Origin of the sequence: Rhodococcus sp. W8901, assembly GCF_013348805.1 — a bacterium.
Lineage (GTDB): Bacteria > Actinomycetota > Actinomycetes > Mycobacteriales > Mycobacteriaceae > Prescottella.
This window is the reverse complement of sequence record NZ_CP054690.1, coordinates 4666026-4682541: the sequence shown is the minus strand read 5'-3', so window position 1 is coordinate 4682541 and position 16516 is coordinate 4666026. Positions and strand designations below refer to the sequence as shown.

At 68.2% G+C, this 16516-nt stretch carries 14 protein-coding genes; 3 read left to right on the top strand and 11 right to left on the bottom strand.

Going from position 1 to position 16516, the window contains the following annotated elements; all coding sequences use genetic code 11:
- Nucleotides 1-4 precede the first annotated feature (4 nt).
- Nucleotides 5-1651, top strand: a complete 1647-nt coding sequence (locus tag HUN07_RS21895) for a class I adenylate-forming enzyme family protein (protein ID WP_174912727.1) — start codon at nt 5-7, stop codon at nt 1649-1651.
- Here the strand turns inward: HUN07_RS21895 and uca are convergent.
- The 11 genes from uca to HUN07_RS21840 all read right to left on the bottom strand — a co-directional run bounded on the left by uca (nt 1641) and on the right by HUN07_RS21840 (nt 14594).
- On the bottom strand, nt 1641-5228 hold the full coding sequence (uca, locus tag HUN07_RS21890; RefSeq protein ID WP_174912724.1) for an urea carboxylase: 3588 nt from the start codon (nt 5226-5228) through the stop codon (nt 1641-1643). The genes HUN07_RS21895 and uca overlap by 11 nt on opposite strands.
- A gap of 48 nt (nt 5229-5276) precedes the next feature.
- The gene (gene urtE / locus HUN07_RS21885; protein WP_174912721.1) at nt 5277-5969 is read right to left on the bottom strand and encodes an urea ABC transporter ATP-binding subunit UrtE; all 693 of its coding nucleotides are present in this window, start codon (nt 5967-5969) and stop codon (nt 5277-5279) included.
- 2 nt (nt 5970-5971) lie between these two features.
- On the bottom strand, nt 5972-6799 hold the full coding sequence (urtD, locus tag HUN07_RS21880; protein ID WP_174912718.1) for an urea ABC transporter ATP-binding protein UrtD: 828 nt from the start codon (nt 6797-6799) through the stop codon (nt 5972-5974).
- The gene (urtC, locus tag HUN07_RS21875; protein WP_174912716.1) at nt 6796-7893 is read right to left on the bottom strand and encodes an urea ABC transporter permease subunit UrtC; all 1098 of its coding nucleotides are present in this window, start codon (nt 7891-7893) and stop codon (nt 6796-6798) included. The genes urtD and urtC overlap by 4 nt, the downstream gene beginning before the upstream one ends.
- Complete coding sequence (urtB, locus tag HUN07_RS21870) at nt 7890-8774, bottom strand: urea ABC transporter permease subunit UrtB (protein WP_174912713.1); 885 nt, start codon at nt 8772-8774, stop codon at nt 7890-7892. The genes urtC and urtB overlap by 4 nt, the downstream gene beginning before the upstream one ends.
- 39 nt (nt 8775-8813) lie before the next feature.
- Nucleotides 8814-10082, bottom strand: a complete 1269-nt coding sequence (gene urtA / locus HUN07_RS21865) for an urea ABC transporter substrate-binding protein (protein ID WP_174912710.1) — start codon at nt 10080-10082, stop codon at nt 8814-8816.
- A 209-nt stretch (nt 10083-10291) separates the two neighbouring features.
- Nucleotides 10292-11701, bottom strand: a complete 1410-nt coding sequence (ramB, locus tag HUN07_RS21860; protein ID WP_114718641.1) for an acetate metabolism transcriptional regulator RamB — start codon at nt 11699-11701, stop codon at nt 10292-10294.
- A 44-nt stretch (nt 11702-11745) separates the two neighbouring features.
- Nucleotides 11746-13008, bottom strand: coding sequence for an RNA polymerase sigma factor (locus tag HUN07_RS21855; protein ID WP_174912708.1), 1263 nt, complete (start codon nt 13006-13008; stop codon nt 11746-11748).
- Nucleotides 13009-13016: 8 nt separating this feature from the next.
- Nucleotides 13017-13376, bottom strand: a complete 360-nt coding sequence (locus HUN07_RS21850) for a YciI family protein (RefSeq protein WP_254623039.1) — start codon at nt 13374-13376, stop codon at nt 13017-13019.
- 40 nt (nt 13377-13416) lie between these two features.
- The gene (locus HUN07_RS21845; RefSeq protein WP_254622632.1) at nt 13417-13866 is read right to left on the bottom strand and encodes a hypothetical protein; all 450 of its coding nucleotides are present in this window, start codon (nt 13864-13866) and stop codon (nt 13417-13419) included.
- Between the two features lie 53 nt (nt 13867-13919).
- Nucleotides 13920-14594, bottom strand: coding sequence for a DUF998 domain-containing protein (locus HUN07_RS21840; RefSeq protein WP_174912702.1), 675 nt, complete (start codon nt 14592-14594; stop codon nt 13920-13922).
- A 109-nt stretch (nt 14595-14703) separates the two neighbouring features.
- Between HUN07_RS21840 and HUN07_RS21835 the strand changes: the two genes are divergently transcribed.
- Both HUN07_RS21835 and HUN07_RS21830 read left to right on the top strand, forming a co-directional pair.
- Nucleotides 14704-14988 (top strand): hypothetical protein, encoded by a 285-nt coding sequence (locus HUN07_RS21835; RefSeq protein WP_147283448.1) that lies wholly within the window; start codon nt 14704-14706, stop codon nt 14986-14988.
- 274 nt (nt 14989-15262) lie between these two features.
- Nucleotides 15263-16102 (top strand): hypothetical protein, encoded by an 840-nt coding sequence (locus HUN07_RS21830; protein ID WP_174912700.1) that lies wholly within the window; start codon nt 15263-15265, stop codon nt 16100-16102.
- The last annotated feature ends 414 nt before the right edge of the window (nt 16103-16516 follow it).

Sequence of the window (16516 nt, the reverse complement as noted above, 5' to 3'; positions counted from 1 at the left end):
TCCGATGGGGAACATCACCACGACACTCGACATCGCGGTCGGCGAATTCGCCACCGCTCCCGAGAAGTTCGCCGACCTCAGCGTCAGTGAGCTCGTGCGGCACTGGGCGCTCACCATCCCCGACCACCTCGCGTTCATCACACCCGACGCCCGCATCTCGTGGGCCAGCTACGACGCGACGGCCGACCGGATCGCGTCCGCGCTGGCGGCGCTGGCCGACCGTGACAGCGACGGCGAACCAGGCGCGGTCGCGCTGTACCTGCCCGACACCATGGTGTTCCACGCCGCGCTGTGCGCCGCGTACCGGACCGGCCGGATCGCCGTGGGCATCGGATCGCGTTCGGGGATCAAGGAAGTGGCGCACCTGACGACCCGCGCCGACTGCCGGGTCCTCGTCACCGCGCGCACGATGCGCGGCCAGGACATCGCCCCGCTCGTCACCGAACTGCGCGAGCGCACCGGCGGGCCCGAGTATGTCGTCTACGTCGACGATCTGGGATCGGTGGTGGTCGAGGACGCCGCCGGGCGCCCGATCGCGGTGGGCGAACGCCGGTTCGACGCCACCAGTCCGCGTTTCGGCATCCGGGACGTGTCGATGCTCAACTCCACGTCCGGCACGACCGGTCTGCCCAAGCTGGTGACGCAGACCGAACACCGCTGGATCGCGTTCTCGGAGGTGGCGGGGCGCGCCGGCAACATCACCGGCGACGACGTCTTCTTCGGGGCGGTCCCGGCGCCGTTCGGATTCGGACTGTGGACGTCGCACTTCCTGCCGACGCTGCTCGGCGCACCCAATGTGGTGCTCGAGCGGTTCAACGCGGACACCATGATCGACCTGCTCGAGCGGGAACGGGTGACCGTCTTGAACTGTGTCAGTACGCAGTTCAAGATGCTGCTGCGCTCCGACCGCGGCCGCGAGGCGGACCTGAGCGCACTGCGGGCGATGTTCACCGGCGGTGAGGCGGTGCCGTACTCGGAGGCCCTGGCGTTCGAGGAGCGCACCGGGGCGGCGGTACTGCAGTTCTACGGCTCCAACGAGACCGGCGCGGTGAGCGTCACCACCGTCGACGACGACGCCGACACCCGCCTGCGCACCTGCGGGCACCTGCTGGACAACATGCAGGTCCGGGTATTCGACGACGCCGGCGTCGAGGTGCTGGGCGACGAGCGACGCGGCCAGCCCGGCGTGAACGGTCCGCTCATGTGCCACGGCTACTGGGACGACGACGCGGCCAACACCGAGCTGTACACCGACGACGGCTGGATGCTGCTGGGCGACATCGTCGAGATCGATGCCACCAGACGGGTCCGGGTCGTGGGTCGCAAGGCGGACATCATCATCCGCGGCGGCAAGAACATCTCGGCGGTCGAGGTCGAGGAGTTCGTGCGCGCCCACCCGGCGATCGTGATGGTGGCCGTGGTCGGTGTGCACGACGCGCTGTTCGGCGAGAAGGTGTGTGCCGTGGTGGTCACCGCCGACGGCAGCGCGCTCGCCGCGACCGAGCTGTCGTCCTGGCTCGCCGAGCAGGGCGTGACCCGCGAGTACATCCCCGAGCACGTCGTCACCGTCGACCATCTCCCCTTGGCGCCCGGCGGAAAGGTCGCCAAGGGGGAGGTCAAGGTGCTGGCCGAGGAGCAGCTCAGCCGATGACGGCCAGCGGTGTCCCGGGCGCCACCTTGGCGCCCGGCACCGTGAGCACCTGCAGGACGGTGCCCGACCCGGGGCAGGGGACCGGCATCTCCAGCTTCATCGCTTCGAGGATCACCGCCGGCTGACCGGCCGAGACCTGCTGTCCGGGTGACAGTTCCACCCGCCACACGTTGCCGACCATCGGCGCCTCCACCACCACCGCACCCGGTGGGACGTCGACGGTGGCCGGTTCCGGCTCGGGCGCCGGCGCGGTCTCGGTCCGGTCGAACTCGCCGGCCGCGTGCCACGCACGCTTCTCCGTCTCGAAGGCCGCGCTCTGCCGCGCCTCGAACTGCGCGATCGAGTCGGCGTTCGCCTCCAGGAATCGCAGATGGTCGGCGAGCGCGAACGTGCCCTCGCTGATGTCGGCGTCGAACCGGCCCGCTCGCGACTCGGCCCGGGCCTCCGTGAGCTGTTCGGATGTGACCGGCTCCCACACGATCCGGTCGAAGAACCGGAACAGCCACGGCTTGCCCGCCTCGAACGGAGCGTGCTGCCGGTAGCCCGACCAGATCGGGACGGTCCGCCCGATGAGCTGATAGCCGCCGGGCGACTCCATGCCGTACACGCACAGATACTTGCCGCCGATGCCCACCGCGTCCGACGGCGTCCACGTGCGGGCCGGGTTGTACTTGGTGGTCACCAGGCGGTGCCGTGGATCGAGCGGGACCGCCAGCGGAGCACCGAGATACACGTCGCCGAGGCCGAGCACCAGGTACTCGGCGTCGAACACGGCCTCGCGCACGGCGTCGACGCTGTCGAGTCCGTTGATCCGCCGGATGAACTCGGTGTTCGACGGCAACCACGGAGCGCTCTCACGCACTCCGCTGCGGTAGCGGTCGAGGGCCTCGGCGATGGACGGGTCGTCGAACGACAACGGCAGTCGCACCGTCCTGCTCGGGACCACCAGGTCGTGCGTCGCGGGCAGTTGCTCCTCGAGTTCCCGGAGCAGCCCGAGGACCCGGTACTGCGGCAGCACATCGGGATCGAAGTGCAGGTGCAGCGACCGCACGCCCGGGGTGACGTCGATCAGGCCCGACACCTTCAGCTGCGCCAGCGCCTCCGACAGCGCGTGCACCCGCATCCGCAGGCCCAGGTCGAGCGCCATCGGTCCGTACTCGACGAGGATGTTGTCGTCGCCGCCCCGCAGATACGCCACGGCGGGGCGGTCCTCGCCCTCCGGCGTGCGACCGAGGACGCCGCCGTCGCCGCGTGAGATGCGCACGGCGGGAACATCCTTCGACCGATCCGCATCCGATCGCCGCAGCGCATCGGCGGCCTCGTCGGGTACCGGCACGAAGCGCACCGCGTCGCCCGGCCGGATCTGGCCCATCTTCCAGCGGTGCGCGCTCACCACGGTGAGCGGGCACGCGAACCCGCCGAGACTGGGTCCGTCCGGGCCCAGCAGGATCGGGGTGTCGCCCGAGACGTTGAGGGCGCCGACGCTGTACGGGTTGTCATGCAGGTTCGACGGGTGCAGCCCGGCCTCGCCGCCGTCGGGGCGCGACCACGTGGGCTTGGGGCCGTCGAGACGGATACCGGTGCGGTTCGCGTGACTCGCGACGGTCCAGGTGGTCCCGTAGAACTGGGTCATGTCCGCGTCGGTGAAGTACGACGGCGACGGCTGCGGCCCCTCGGTGACCGCGAGGTGCCACGTGTGGGTGAACTCGGGGCGGGAGTCGGACGGTACCGGTGCCGGGTCGGCGAGGACATCGGTGGCATCGAGGATGCCCAGCACGTCCCCGGTCGCGACGGCCTTGCCGGTGATGCCGCCGAAGCCGCCGAGCGTGAACGTCGAGGCGCTGCCGTGGAACAGCGGGGCGTCCAGGCCACCGCGCACCGCGAGGTAGGTGCGCAGGCCGGTGTCCGCGGGCGAGCCGATGTCGAGGGTCGCGCCCGCCGTGATCGTCACGGGCTCCCACATCGGCACGGCAAGCCCGTCGACGGTCACCGGGACGTCGGCGCCGGTGACACACACCGTCGCCGGAGCGGAGAACACCAGACGCGGACCCCGCAGCGTGCACTCGAGGCCCGGCGCGCCGACCGGATTGCCGACCGCGGTGTTGGCGAGCCGAAGCGACAGGTCGTCCATCGGACCCGACGGCGGAATACCGACCTCCCACAGGCCGATCCGGCCCGGCAGGTCCTGCACCGTGGTCATCGTCCCGGCGCGCAGCACGTCGATGCGCGGCCCGGTCGACGGCAGGTCCGCGAGGGATGCGGTGGTGTACTCGGTGACCGGCCCCGCACAGACGTGGCGCAGTTGCGGCAGATTGGTCTGCACGCCGTACAGATGGGTCTCGGTCAACGCGGCGCCCAGGTTCGCGAAGGCGTCCTCGCGGGTGGCTCCCCGGGTGACGATCTTCGCGATCATCGGGTCGTAGTGCGCGCTCACCTCGGTACCGGTGTCGACCCACGTCTCGATCCGCGCGGCGGCGGGGAACCGGACGGCGGTGAGCGTGCCGGCGCTCGGGCGGTAGTCGTGACCGGGATCCTCGGCGTACACGCGGGCCTCGACGGCGTGCCCGGTGACTGCGGGGCCCGAGTCGGGCAGGCCGTCGAGCATCCGGGTGTCGCCGGCCGCCAGCCGCAGCATCCACTCCACCAGGTCGATGCCGGTGACCTCCTCGGTGACCGGGTGTTCCACCTGTAGACGGGTGTTCATCTCCAGGAACGATGCCTCGCCGCGGTCCACGTCGTACACGAACTCGACGGTGCCCGCGGACCGGTAGTGCACCGACGACGCGAGCTCGCGCGACGAGCGCAGCAGGTGGTCCACCACGGGATCGGGCAGGCCCGACGCCGGCGCCTCCTCGACCACCTTCTGGTGGCGTCGCTGCAGCGAGCAGTCGCGGGTGCCGAGGCTCAGCGTGCGGCCGCCGCCGTCGCCGAACACCTGGACCTCGACGTGCCGGGCACGGGCGACGAAGCGCTCCAGGAACACTCCCGACGACGAGAAGTTCGCCGCGGACAGGCGCTGCACCGTCTCGTACGCCCCGCGGAGTGCGGCCGGGGTGAAACACGCCTGCATTCCGATGCCGCCGCCCCCGCCGACGGCCTTGAGCATCACCGGGTATCCGATGCGGTCGGCCTCGGCCAGTGCGTCGTCCATCGTCGCGAGCAGTCCACTGCCCGGCACCAGGGGGACGCCCACGGCCCGCGCCGCCTCCCGGGCGGTGTGCTTGTTGCCGAACACCCGCAACTGCTCCGGGGTGGGGCCGACGAATGCGATTCCGGCCTGTTCGGCGGCGGCCGCGAATTCGGCGTTCTCCGAGAGGAACCCGTAGCCGGGGTGGATGGCGCCGGCGCCGCTCGCGAGCGCGGCGTCGATCACCAGATCGGTGCGCAGGTAGGACTCCGCGGCGGGTGCTGGGCCGAGTCGGACGGCGGCGTCGGCCATCTCGACGTGCATCGCGGACGCATCGGCGTCGGAGTACACGGCCACGGTCTTGAGGCCGAGCGTGCGTGCGGATCGCATGATGCGGCACACGATCTCGCCGCGGTTGGCGACGAGAAGGGTGTCGAAGCCGTGGGACACGGGAGGGCTCCTTCGATCGGTTCGGGAGAGTGGCTCCGGGTGGGCTCGTCAGATAGCCATGGCGGTGCGCACGACGGATTCGGCGCCGGCACCGCCGACGCCGGTGGAGGTGATGCGGCCGGACTCGAGGATGTAGTAGCGCTCGGCGGACTGCAGCGCGAACCCGATGTGCTGCTCCACCAGCAGGACTCCGAGGTTGCCCCGCCGGGTGAGTTCGACGATCGCGGCCTCGATCTCGGCGACCACCGACGGCTGGATGCCCTCGGTCGGCTCGTCGAGCACCAGCACCCGCGGCTCGGTGATGAGGGACCGGGCGATCGCGAGCTGCTGTCGCTGGCCGCCGGACAGCAGCCCGGCCCGGCGGCCCAGGAGCGATTCGAGCGCCGGGAACAGCGCGAGCTGCTCGTCGATCAGGGCCTTGCCCCGTTTGCGGCCGTCCGCCACCACCTGCAGGTTCTCCGCGCACGTGAGCTGTCCGAACGACTGCTGGCCCTGCGGGACGTAGGCGAGCCCGCGCGCCACCCGGGCGCTCGGACGCAGCCTCGTGATGTCCTCGCCGTCCAGCAGGACCTTGCCCGACGCGATCTTCGCGAGCCCGACGGCGGCCCGCAGCAGCGTCGTCTTGCCGGCGCCGTTGTGCCCCATCACGGCGGCCACGCCGTCGGCGGGCACCGACACCGAGGCGCCGTGGACGATCTCGGTGCGGCCGTACCCGGTGTGGATATCGATGAGCTCCAGCATGATCAGGCCTCCTCGAGGACTCTCGCGGCAGCGGACGCGGTTTGGGCTGCGGCAGCGGTGGTACCCAGGTACACCTGCTGCACCATGGGATCGGCCTGGATCTCCTCGACGCTGCCGTCGGCGATCACCTTGCCTCGGGCCAGCACCGTTACCGATGTCGCGAACGCCCGCATGAAGTCCATGTCGTGCTCGACGACCACGACGGTCCGTTCACCGCCGATGCGGCGCAGCAGATTTCCGGTCTCCTCACGCTCGTCGTGGCTCATTCCGGCGACCGGTTCGTCGAGCAGCAGCACGTCGGCGTCCTGCACCAGCAGCATGCCGATCTCGAGCCACTGCTTCTGGCCGTGCGCGAGGATCCCGGCCTTGCGGTAACGCAGCTGGGTCAGGCCGATCGTCTCGAGAGCCTCCTCGATCTGCGGCAGGACGGACTTGCGGCGGCGCAGCAGCGTCAGCGCCGAACGTCCGGCCCCGGCGGCGATGTCGAGGTTCTGCAGCACCGTGAGTTCCTCGAACACCGATGCCGTCTGGAAGGTTCGGCCCACTCCCAGCCGTGCGATCTTGTGCACCTTCTGCCCGAGCAACTCGACGCCGGACTTGGTGACCGAACCGGAGGCCGGGACCAGCCCGGTGACGGCGTCGACCAGGGTGGTCTTGCCAGCACCGTTGGGGCCGATGAGGAAGCGCAGATCACCCTGCAGGAGGGTGAGATCCACGCCGTCGACGGCGGTGAACCCGTCGAACGTGACCCGCAGGTCGCGGATCTCGAGGTACTGGCTGGACATTCCGGCGTTGCCGCCGAGTGCCGGCTGGTGGCGGGTGAGGTTCATCGCGCGGCCTCCATCTCGCGGGCGGGTTCGGATTCGGGGTCCGGTAGCGGTGTGGTGACGAGGGTGCGGCGCCGCAGCAACGTCGCGACACCGGCGATCCCGGCGGGGAAGAAGCCGATCACGACGATGAACAGCAGGCCCTGCGCATACGTCCATGCCGACGGGAAGTTCTCGGACAGCGTCGTCTGGGCCCACGCGACGCCGATCGCGCCGAGCACCGGGCCGAGCAGCGTGGTGCGACCGCCGATCGCGACGCCGATGAGGAACGCGATCGAAGGCACGATGCCGACATCGGCGGGGGAGATGATGCCGACGATCGGCACGAACAGCGCGCCCGCGATACCTGCGAAGAACGCGGCGACCGTGTACGCGACGACCTTGATGTTGGCGGGGTCGTAGCCCAGGAACCGGACCCGCTCCTCCTGGTCGCGGACGGCGACCAGCAGTTCGCCGTAGCGCGAGTTCATCAGCTGCCTGGTGAGGGCGACCACCACCAGGAGCGCGGCGGCCGCGATGAAGAACAGCATCCGCTTGTTCGCCGGATCGGCCAGATTGAAGCCGAAGAACGTGCGGAAACGGTTGAGTCCGTTGGAACCGCCGATCGACTGCTGTCCGATCAGCAGGATCGCGAACGCCGCCGCGAGGGCCTGCGACAGGATCGCGAAGTACGCGCCCTTGACCCGGCGCTTGAACACCCCGATCCCCAGCAGGAACGCGACCAGGGCGGGGACGACGAGGATCGCGGCGATGGTGGTGAGCGGCGACGTGAACGGCAGCCAGTAGCCGGGCAGTTCGCGGATGCCCGCGATCTGCATGAAGTCCGGTACCGCATCGCCGCGCAGTTCGGCGTCGGCGATCTTGAGATGCATCGCCATGATGTACGCGCCGAGGCCGAAGAACACGCCCTGGCCCAGGGTGAGCATTCCGCCACGGCCCCAGGCCAATCCGATTCCGACCGCGACGATCGCGAAGCACAGGAACTTGGCCAGCAGGTTGAGCCTGAAGTCGGAGAGCAGGGCCGGTGCGACGGCGAACAGTGCCACCGCCGCGACGGCGAACCCTACCAAGGCCCGATAACGACTGAGCACGGTCATACGAGGCTCCTAGTCTTGGCCACGAACAGCCCCTGCGGGCGGACCTGCAGGAAGATGACGATGAGCACGAACACGATCACCTTCGCGATCGACGCGGTGGTGGAGTATTCGATGAACGAGTTGAGGATGCCCAGCGCGAACGCCGCGACCACCGCGCCCGCGATCCGGCCGAGCCCGCCGATCACGACCACGAGGAACGCGTCGATCAGGTACGACTGGCCGATGGTCGGGCTCGTGGAGCCGATGAGCGTCAACGCCACACCGGCGACGCCGGCCAGGCCGGAGCCGATGAAGAAGGTCGTGACATCGGTTCGGCGTGAGGAGATTCCGCTGGTCTCCGCGAGGTCGCGGTTCTGGACCACCGCGCGGATCCGCCGCCCCATCGACGTCTTCGCCAACGCGAACGACAGGACCGCGACCGCGACGATCGCGAGGACCAGGATGAAGATGCGGGTCTTGGGTACCACCGCCCCGAGGATCTCGACGCCACCGGACAGCCACGACGGCGCCACCACATTGACGGCGGGGGCGCCGAAGATGTCCCGCGCCAGTTGCTGCAACACCAGCCCGACGCCGAACGTCACCAGCAGCGTGTCCAGTGGACGGTGGTACATCCGCCGGATCAGCGTGGCCTCGAGCAGGACACCCATCAGGCCGCCCACCACGAAGCCGACCACCAGCGAGATCAGCAGTGAGGCTCCGGCGCTCGAAATGACCTGCTGCACCACGTAAGCGGTGTAGGAGCCGGCCATGATGAACTCGCCGTGGGCCATATTGATCACGCCCATCTGGCCGAACGTCAGCGACAGCCCCAATGCCGCCAGTAGCAGGATCGACCCGATACTCAGGCCGGTGAACAGCTGCCCGATAACGACATCCATCGGTGCCCGCCCTCCCTCGTCGTCGTTGTACGTTGCGAGCTAGCTACCGGCGCCGGACAGGCTCTTCGCCCAGTCGTAGTTCGCGAGGTACGGGTCGGGCTGGATCGGGCCGTCGGACTCCCAGACGGTGTAGATCAGACCGTCGTCGCGGATCTCGCCGATGCGGGCGGTCTTGGTGATGTGGTGGTTGTCGCCGTCGATGGTGACGAGACCCTCGGGCGCCTGGAAGGTGACGCCGTCAGCGGCGGCCTGGACGTCGGCCACACCGAACGAATTCGCCTTCTCCACGGTGTTCTTCCACAGGTACACCGACGTGTAGGCCGCCTCCATCGGATCGGACGTCGGCTTGTTCGCGCCGTACTTGGCCTTGTAGGCGTCGACGAACTTCTTGTTCTCCGGCGAGTCCACCGTCTGGTAGTAGTTCCACGCCGTCAGCTGGCCCTCGACGTTCGCGGCGCCGATGCCGCCCACTTCCTCCTCGGCGATGGACACCGAGACCACCGGCATGTCAGCGGCTTTCAGGCCCACATTGGAGTACTCGCGGAAGAACGCGACGTTGGAGTCGCCGTTGAGGGTGTTGAACACGGCGTCGGCGTTCGCGGTGCGGACCTTGTTGACGATGGTGGAGAAGTCGGTGGAGCCGAGCGGGGTGTAGTCCTCGCCCTTGATCTCGATGCCGTTGGCCGCGGCGTAGGCCTTGATGATGCGATTCGCGGTCTGCGGGAACACGTAGTCGCTGCCCACGAGGTAGAGGGACTTGACGCCCTTCTCCTTCAGGTAGTCCAGCGCCGGCACGATCTGCTGGTTGGTGGTGGCGCCGGTGTAGAAGATGTTGGGGGAGTCCTCGAGGCCCTCGTACTGGACGGGGTAGTAGAGCAGCGCGTTGTTGTCCTCGAACACCGGCAGCATCGCCTTGCGGCTCGACGACGTCCAACCGCCGAAAACCGCTGCGACACAGTCGCTGCTGATGAGCTTCTCGGCCTTCTCGGCGAACACGGTCGGCTCCGACGCGCCGTCCTCGGCGACGATCTGGATCTTCTTGCCCAGTACGCCGCCGGCGTTGTTGATCTCCTCCACGGCGAGGGCGATCGAGTCTCGGACGGTGACCTCGCTGATCGCCATGGTGCCCGACAGTGAATTCAGCGACCCGACCTTGACCGTGTTGCCGGAGGTGTCCACGCAGGAGGCCGCGGAGGTGCTGCCGCCGGCGGAGGTGTCCGACGCCTTGCTGCCACAGCCGGTCAGAACCAGACCGAACGCCGCGAGCGCAGCGGGGGCGGCGAGGGTGCGCTTGGAGAACGTAGGCATGAACGAGCCTTTCCGTCGATGATGTGACGCCGAGCTGTCCCGAAGAGGTGCGAATACAACGCTGTATCCGTGATCGCACACGGTATGCGGAAGTTATTGCGCCGGAATGTCTGTCGGTGACGAGTTCGTGTCGGTTGTTACACCCGCATGAACAGCTGCTCACGCGGCCTGACGGAAGCGGCCGTGCTGCCGGGAAGTGCGCTGGTAGATCAGCGAATCGTGTACGGCGACACCGAGCTACGGTGCTCGTTGATGTCGAGATCCTTGCCGAGCGGAGGGAACGCCCGCTGCGGACAGTTCATCCGCTCGCACACGCGGCAGCCCGCGCCGATCGGTGTCGCGGTTTCGCCACCGAGGTCGAGGCCGTCCGCGTAGACGACGCGCGGCGCGTGCCGCAGTTCGCAGCCGAGGCCGATCGCGAACGTCTTGCCCGGCTGGCCGTAGCGCGACGCGCGACGCTCCACCGTGCGTGCCACCCACAGGTAGTTGCGGCCGTCGGGCATCTGCGCGATCTGCGTCATGATCTTGCCGGGATACGCGAAGGTCTCGTACACGTTCCACAGCGGGCACGTGCCGCCACTGGAGGAGAAGTGGAAACCGGTGGCGGACTGGCGCTTCGACATGTTGCCGGCGCGATCCACCCGGACGAACGACCAGGGCACCCCACGCTGCTTGGGCCGCTGCAGCGTCGACAGGCGGTGGCAGATCGTCTCGTAGCTGATCGCGTAGAACGCCGACAGCCGCTCGATGTCGTAGCGGAAGTCCTCCGCGATCTCGTGGAACTGGCCGTACGGCAGTACCGTCGCGGCCGCGAAGTAGTTCGCCAGGCCCAGCATCGCGAGCGAGCGGGCCTCGTCGGAGGTGAAGTTGCCCTCGTCCACCAGCTTGCGCAGCAGGTCGCCGCACTCGAGATACGCGAGTTCGGTCGCGAACTTGAACACCTGCTGCCCGCCCGACAGGGCGGGGGAGATCTCGAGCAGCCGGGTCTCGGGGTCGTACCGGTGCAGCACGTTCTCGCCGAGATCGATGCGGCGCACGATCTGGACGTCGTGGATGTTCTCGAGCCGGCGGGCGATGCCCTCGGCGATGTCGCCGCGGTGGAACCGCATCCGGGCGGTCAGCTCCTCGGCCGCGGTGTCGAGGTCGTGGATGTAGTTCTGCCGTTGGTAGAAGTAGTCGCGCACCTCCTCGTGCGGCATCGTGATCGAGCCGCTGCCGCTACCGTCGCTGTACCGGTCCTCGGTCGCCGCGGCCAGCTGCGCGGTGGTGTTGCGGTATCGGCGGTGCATGTTGACCATCGCCTTCGCCAGGCCCGGGTGCGACGAGACCATCTCCGCGATCTCCTGCGCGTCCGCGTCGATGCCCATGTCGTCATCGAGCGCCACCTCCCGCAGCTCGGCGATCAGACGGGTGTCGTCCTGCGACGAGAAGAACGTGGTGTCGACCCCGAACACCTCACTGATCCGCAGCAGCACCGGCACCGTCAGCGGGCGGACGTCGTGCTCGATCTGGTTGAGGTAGCTGGCCGAGATGTCCAGGGTCTTCGCGAGCGCGGCTTGGCTGAGCCCGCGCTCGGTCCGGAGCTGTCGCAGACGGGCGCCGACGAAGGTCTTGGACATGACGCCAGGGTACGAGCGTGCTGCTAATCGTGCAAAGGTTCGTCTTAACACATGTCCGGATCGGGCGTTTCCGCCAGTCGAGCCGCACGTGCCCGCAGGTATTCCTGCTCGGGGATGCTGGTGGTCTTGCGGGCGGCGGACCGATAGTGGACCGCGGCCCCGACGGTGTCACCCAGACGTTCCAGCAGGTGGGCGCGGACCGCGTCGGGTCGGTGCGAACGCGCGAGGCGGGCGTCGTCGGCGAGAGTGTCGAGCACGCGCAGGCCCGCTTCGGGTCCACGGACCATCGCGGTGGCAACCGCCCGATTGAGGGTTGTCGCCGGGTTGTCCGTCATCGACTCGAGCAGCACGTACAGGCCGAGGATCTGCTTCCAGTCGGTGTCCTCCGCCGTGGGTGCCTCGTCGTGCAACGCGGCGATGGCGGCCTGCAGTTGGTAGGGACCGACAGCGGTCTGCGACATCGCGGTCGTGACGATCGAGACGCCCTCGTCCACGAGTTCGCGGTCCCACCGGGATCGGTCCTGTTCGGCCATCGGGATCAGGCGACCGTTGCCACCGGTGCGTGCTGCCCGGCGTGCGTCGGTGAGCAGCATCAGCGCGAGCAACCCGGACACCTCACCGTCGTCGGGTAACACACGATGCACGACGCGCGTGAGCCGGATCGCCTCGCTCGACAGCTCGACTCGCTGCAGATTCGGGCCCGAGGTACTGGTGTAGCCCTCGTTGAAGATCAGATAGAGCACGTGCAGGACGGTGCCGAGACGCGTGGTTCGCTCGTGGTCCTCGGGCATCGCGAACGGCGTACCGGAGCGCTTGATCTGTGTCTTGGCCCGACTGATCCGTTGGCCGACGGTGGATTCCGGAGTGAGGAGCGCCGCAGCGATCTCGGCAGTGGTCAGACCGCCCACCGCCCGCAGCGTGAGCGCGATCTGCGACATGGTGCTCAGCGCGGGGTGACAACACATGAACAGCACCGTCAGCGAGTCGTCCTCGCCGGCCGATGGGCCGACGTCGGCCGGTGGCGCGAGCACGTCCTGTGCCGTCGTCTGCAGTGCCGCGGTCTCCTCCCGTCGCCGACGTGCCTGGTCGCTGCGGAGCTGGTCGATCATCCGCCGCGAGGCGACCCGGATCAACCAGGGGCGGGGATCGGTGGGTATGCCCTCGCTCGGCCACTGCAGCGCTGCGGCGAGCAACGACTCCTGCACCGCGTCCTCCGCGACGTCGAAGCGGCCGTAGCGGCGTACCAGCGCGCCGAGCACCTGCGGCGCGAGGTCACGCAGCAGGTGCTCGATGCGCGGATCGGCCATCCGGGTTCTCAGATCTCGGCCGGGTCGCCCTCCATGACCGGTCGCAGTTCGACCGTGTCACCGATGGCGTCCACGATGTGGGCCGTGATGGCGAGTGCGCGGTCGTGCGACTCACACTCGATGATCGAGAAGCTCGCCAGCACCTCCTTGGACTCGGCGTACGGTCCGTCGGAGGCGACCGGAGTCCCGTTCACCCTGCGCACCGTCTTGGTCAGCGAAGGGTCCGAAAGGCCCTGCGTCATAACCAGTTCGCCAGTCTCGGTGAGTTCCCTCTCGAGGTTCTCGTAGAACGCGCACATCTCCTGGAACTCGGTGCTCGTGACGTCCACGGATTCCCAGTCGGCCTGGTTGGTGTAGGCCAGAAGCATGTACTTCACAATCGGCTCCCCTCCGTCGAAGCGCATCGATTCAACGTGCGATCCGGGTCATGGTCGACGGATACCCGCCCCCTCCGGGGTAGATCCACCCGCCGTCGAGGACCGAATCGTCGGCGGAGAACGTCCCACGGAAGTACGCGGGCGAACCCTTCGCCCCGCCCCAGATCGTCAGCGTGTCACCGACAAGATCGTAGACATAGTCGAGCGTGTTGCCCTGGTTGTCGTAGAAGCGGGACACCACGTCCGTACTCCGCTCCTCGCCGAAGGGGCGCAGGTTGCCGATGAATTCGGTGCCGGTGACTGCTTCGCCGAACTGCTCGAGATCGACGTTCTGCACGAGGAAGTAGCCGCCCTCCATCCATGAATACGTGACGGTTCCTTCGGCGCCGCCGGTGACGCGCCACGTGCCCACGAGCCTGTCGAGGGCGTTCAGTTCGGCAGACGGCTGGGGCACCTGCCGGGTCATATCCTGCTCGGTCATCGTCGTGTCCTTTCGGGTTCGGTCGATACGGAAATCGGGTCGCGGGTGACCGGTCATGCGCGACCGCGGTGGTGGCCGGCGGATCGCGCCAGGTGGAGGGCAATCGCAGAGACCCACGTCCAACCCACGACCGCGGCGGCAGCGAGGGCGACGGTGAATCCGGTGCGGCCGATGAGGACGTCCGGTGCGAGCAGTGCGAGGGCGACGCCGGCGCTGTACACGGCCCAGCCGCGGTGGCCCTGGCGAAAGAACCTGCGCGCGAACACGACACACGCGGCGATGAGCACGAGGAACGCGAGGACCGGTGCGACGCTGTGCAGGATCCCGTGCATGGTGGGCGCGGCCTCGACAGACGAATTCGTCGGGAATCCGTCGGACGGATCCGGGACGAACACTCCCGCCCACACCAGGGTCAGGGCGAAGAATCCGATCAGTCGTGGTCCCCACGTCCGGCCGACACCCCCGACCATGACTCGTCGCATTCCGAGGGCACCGGCGAAGAACAAGACACCCGCCACGACGAAGTTGGCGATCTGGATCCACCCGAACGTGCCCAGGCTCAGCAGGCTCAGTGGGTGTCGGGCCGAATCGAAGCCGTCGCGGGTGAGCAGTTGGGCGGCTGTCACGGTGAGGTACAGCGGCCCCGCCACCACGCCGCACATGAGCAGGCGCCGGCTCTGTCCGGCTGTCGGATGTGCGGCAGGTGCCGCGTGATCGATCGCGGTCATCGTTCTTTCCTCTCCTCGTATCTCGTCATTCGCTGCTACCTCGGAGCACGACGCCGCCTTTCGACATCACTCGACAACTTTTCTTCGCGGAGACTCGTAGGGTGGGCGCATGGGAGCTCCGGGGGTTGTAGGTGTGGTGGCGGCGGCAGGCGTCGTAGTCGTCGTCTGGCTCGTCTTCGCCGGGTTGACGTCGACGGGCGCGCACCGACGCGGACAACGACCGATTCCGGCGGCGGGGTCCGGGTTGTTCTTCCCGGTGACGTGGGTGGTCTGGTACATCCGTGACGAGCGACCTTTCGGCGCCGTGACCGGGCCGTCCGCTCGGCGTGGGGACACCCCGCTCGCGGCGCAACCGAACAAACCGGACCGGGACTCCCGAACAGACCGATTATGACGTTTCAGGAACAAGTCTTGACATCTCGGTGATCCTGGAAAATGCTGGGCGACAGCCAAATGCACGTTTTCGTAAAGCATTGGTTGCGAGGCAGTTTGGGTCGCGCGGGGAGGGCCTGCACGTCCCGAGCGGAACGATGTGGACGCCTGCCGCACGACGGGCGTCGCCGGCTCACGTTCGCCCCCGTTGAACAGGGCGTGTGCTGCTCCCTGTCCGGAGGCCGAGGTTCCACAGATGCGGGACCGCCACTCGACCAGGTTCGTCTGAGGTCACGATGATCTTTACCTCGAAGCGCCGCTCGCCGAGCGGGCTCGCCCAGCCGACGCTCCTTGCCCCGCCGTTCTGCGAGGACGACATCACGCCGACAGACTCTGCGGCGGGAGCGGGCGACGAGGCGGGGGAGCTCAGCGCGGCGTCGGTGACGGCCCGCTGGCTCGTTCTGACCACTGACATCAACCGGCGTTTCGCACGGGCGCTGCTGCCCGAACCGTTGATCGTCCCGGAGCGGCCTCGGATCGCGGTGTGGATCGTCGATCCGCTGTCCACCGACTCGAACGACGTCGAGGACCCGTTCGGTCGCCTGTTCGCCGGGCTGTCGTGCAGCTGTCTCCACCCCGGGAGCCGGGAGGAGAGCGCCTACACGTCCGACATCCTCGCCGGCACGCCGATCGAGGATCAGGCGGGCCAGGACATCTTCCGGCTGCCGAGCATTCCGCAGGCCCAACTCGAGCTCGTCAACGGTGTCGGCGGGATGGGTTTCGCGATCGCTCCGGCTGACGGCGGCGGCCGAGGAATCGTCGGCACCGTCGATCTCGCCGACTGCGGATCGCAGAGGACGCAGTTGACGCCCGATTGGCTCGCCCACCAGAGCTGGAACGAACAGTTGATTCTGCGGAACGCCGCGGCCTCCGGCGCCGACACGGCGGATACCGGCGAACTCGTCCACACCCGGTGGAAGGTGACCCGCCTGTCGCCGATCGTGTCGGGGTCGGCCGTCATCGAATGTGCCGAGTTCGGACCCCACGCCTACGAGATGACGCCGTCGGCGAGGCCGCTCGACGCCCGCTACGGCTTCGCAAGAGTTGCGATCGTCGGCAGCGAACCGGGTCGCTAGGGCCTCGAGGGCTCCCCACCGGCCCCACCGACCCCACGGACCCCCTCGGAAAAGTATCTGTAACCCTCGTTTTCGATCGTTCCGACGTACGGAACATCTTCGCAACCCTGTGATTGCCCTCACAGGATCCTTCGCAACCCGGCCGGGGACGTCCGTCTGTGTCGGTGCCCACGTGTCCGATTTCACGTTCCGCTTGCCGCCGGGAATCGCCGGCGAACCCCGAGGTAGATGCCTACTTGCGGGTAACTTTCGGTACCTACTCGGCGGTAACCCAAGCAACTGCTTGGCTCTGCAAAAATTAGCAAGCTTTGCAGATTGAAATGAAAAGCTAGCGAAGATTGGCATTAGCAACAGGTAGACGGCGGTTTTCGTCTGTGTCATTGTCGGTTTGTACATCCGAACGGCCTGGCAACG

Coding starts and splice junctions, on each gene's coding strand:
- HUN07_RS21895 (WP_174912727.1), top strand. CDS start 5: ATGGGGAACATCACCACGACACTCGACATCGCGGTCGGCGAATTCGCC.
- urtE (WP_174912721.1), bottom strand. CDS start 5,969: ATGCTGGAGCTCATCGATATCCACACCGGGTACGGCCGCACCGAGATC.
- urtD (WP_174912718.1), bottom strand. CDS start 6,799: ATGAACCTCACCCGCCACCAGCCGGCACTCGGCGGCAACGCCGGAATG.
- urtC (WP_174912716.1), bottom strand. CDS start 7,893: ATGACCGTGCTCAGTCGTTATCGGGCCTTGGTAGGGTTCGCCGTCGCG.
- urtB (WP_174912713.1), bottom strand. CDS start 8,774: ATGGATGTCGTTATCGGGCAGCTGTTCACCGGCCTGAGTATCGGGTCG.
- urtA (WP_174912710.1), bottom strand. CDS start 10,082: ATGCCTACGTTCTCCAAGCGCACCCTCGCCGCCCCCGCTGCGCTCGCG.
- ramB (WP_114718641.1), bottom strand. CDS start 11,701: ATGTCCAAGACCTTCGTCGGCGCCCGTCTGCGACAGCTCCGGACCGAG.
- HUN07_RS21855 (WP_174912708.1), bottom strand. CDS start 13,008: ATGGCCGATCCGCGCATCGAGCACCTGCTGCGTGACCTCGCGCCGCAG.
- HUN07_RS21850 (WP_254623039.1), bottom strand. CDS start 13,376: ATGCTTCTGGCCTACACCAACCAGGCCGACTGGGAATCCGTGGACGTC.
- HUN07_RS21845 (WP_254622632.1), bottom strand. CDS start 13,866: ATGACCGAGCAGGATATGACCCGGCAGGTGCCCCAGCCGTCTGCCGAA.
- HUN07_RS21840 (WP_174912702.1), bottom strand. CDS start 14,594: ATGACCGCGATCGATCACGCGGCACCTGCCGCACATCCGACAGCCGGA.
- HUN07_RS21835 (WP_147283448.1), top strand. CDS start 14,704: ATGGGAGCTCCGGGGGTTGTAGGTGTGGTGGCGGCGGCAGGCGTCGTA.
- HUN07_RS21830 (WP_174912700.1), top strand. CDS start 15,263: ATGATCTTTACCTCGAAGCGCCGCTCGCCGAGCGGGCTCGCCCAGCCG.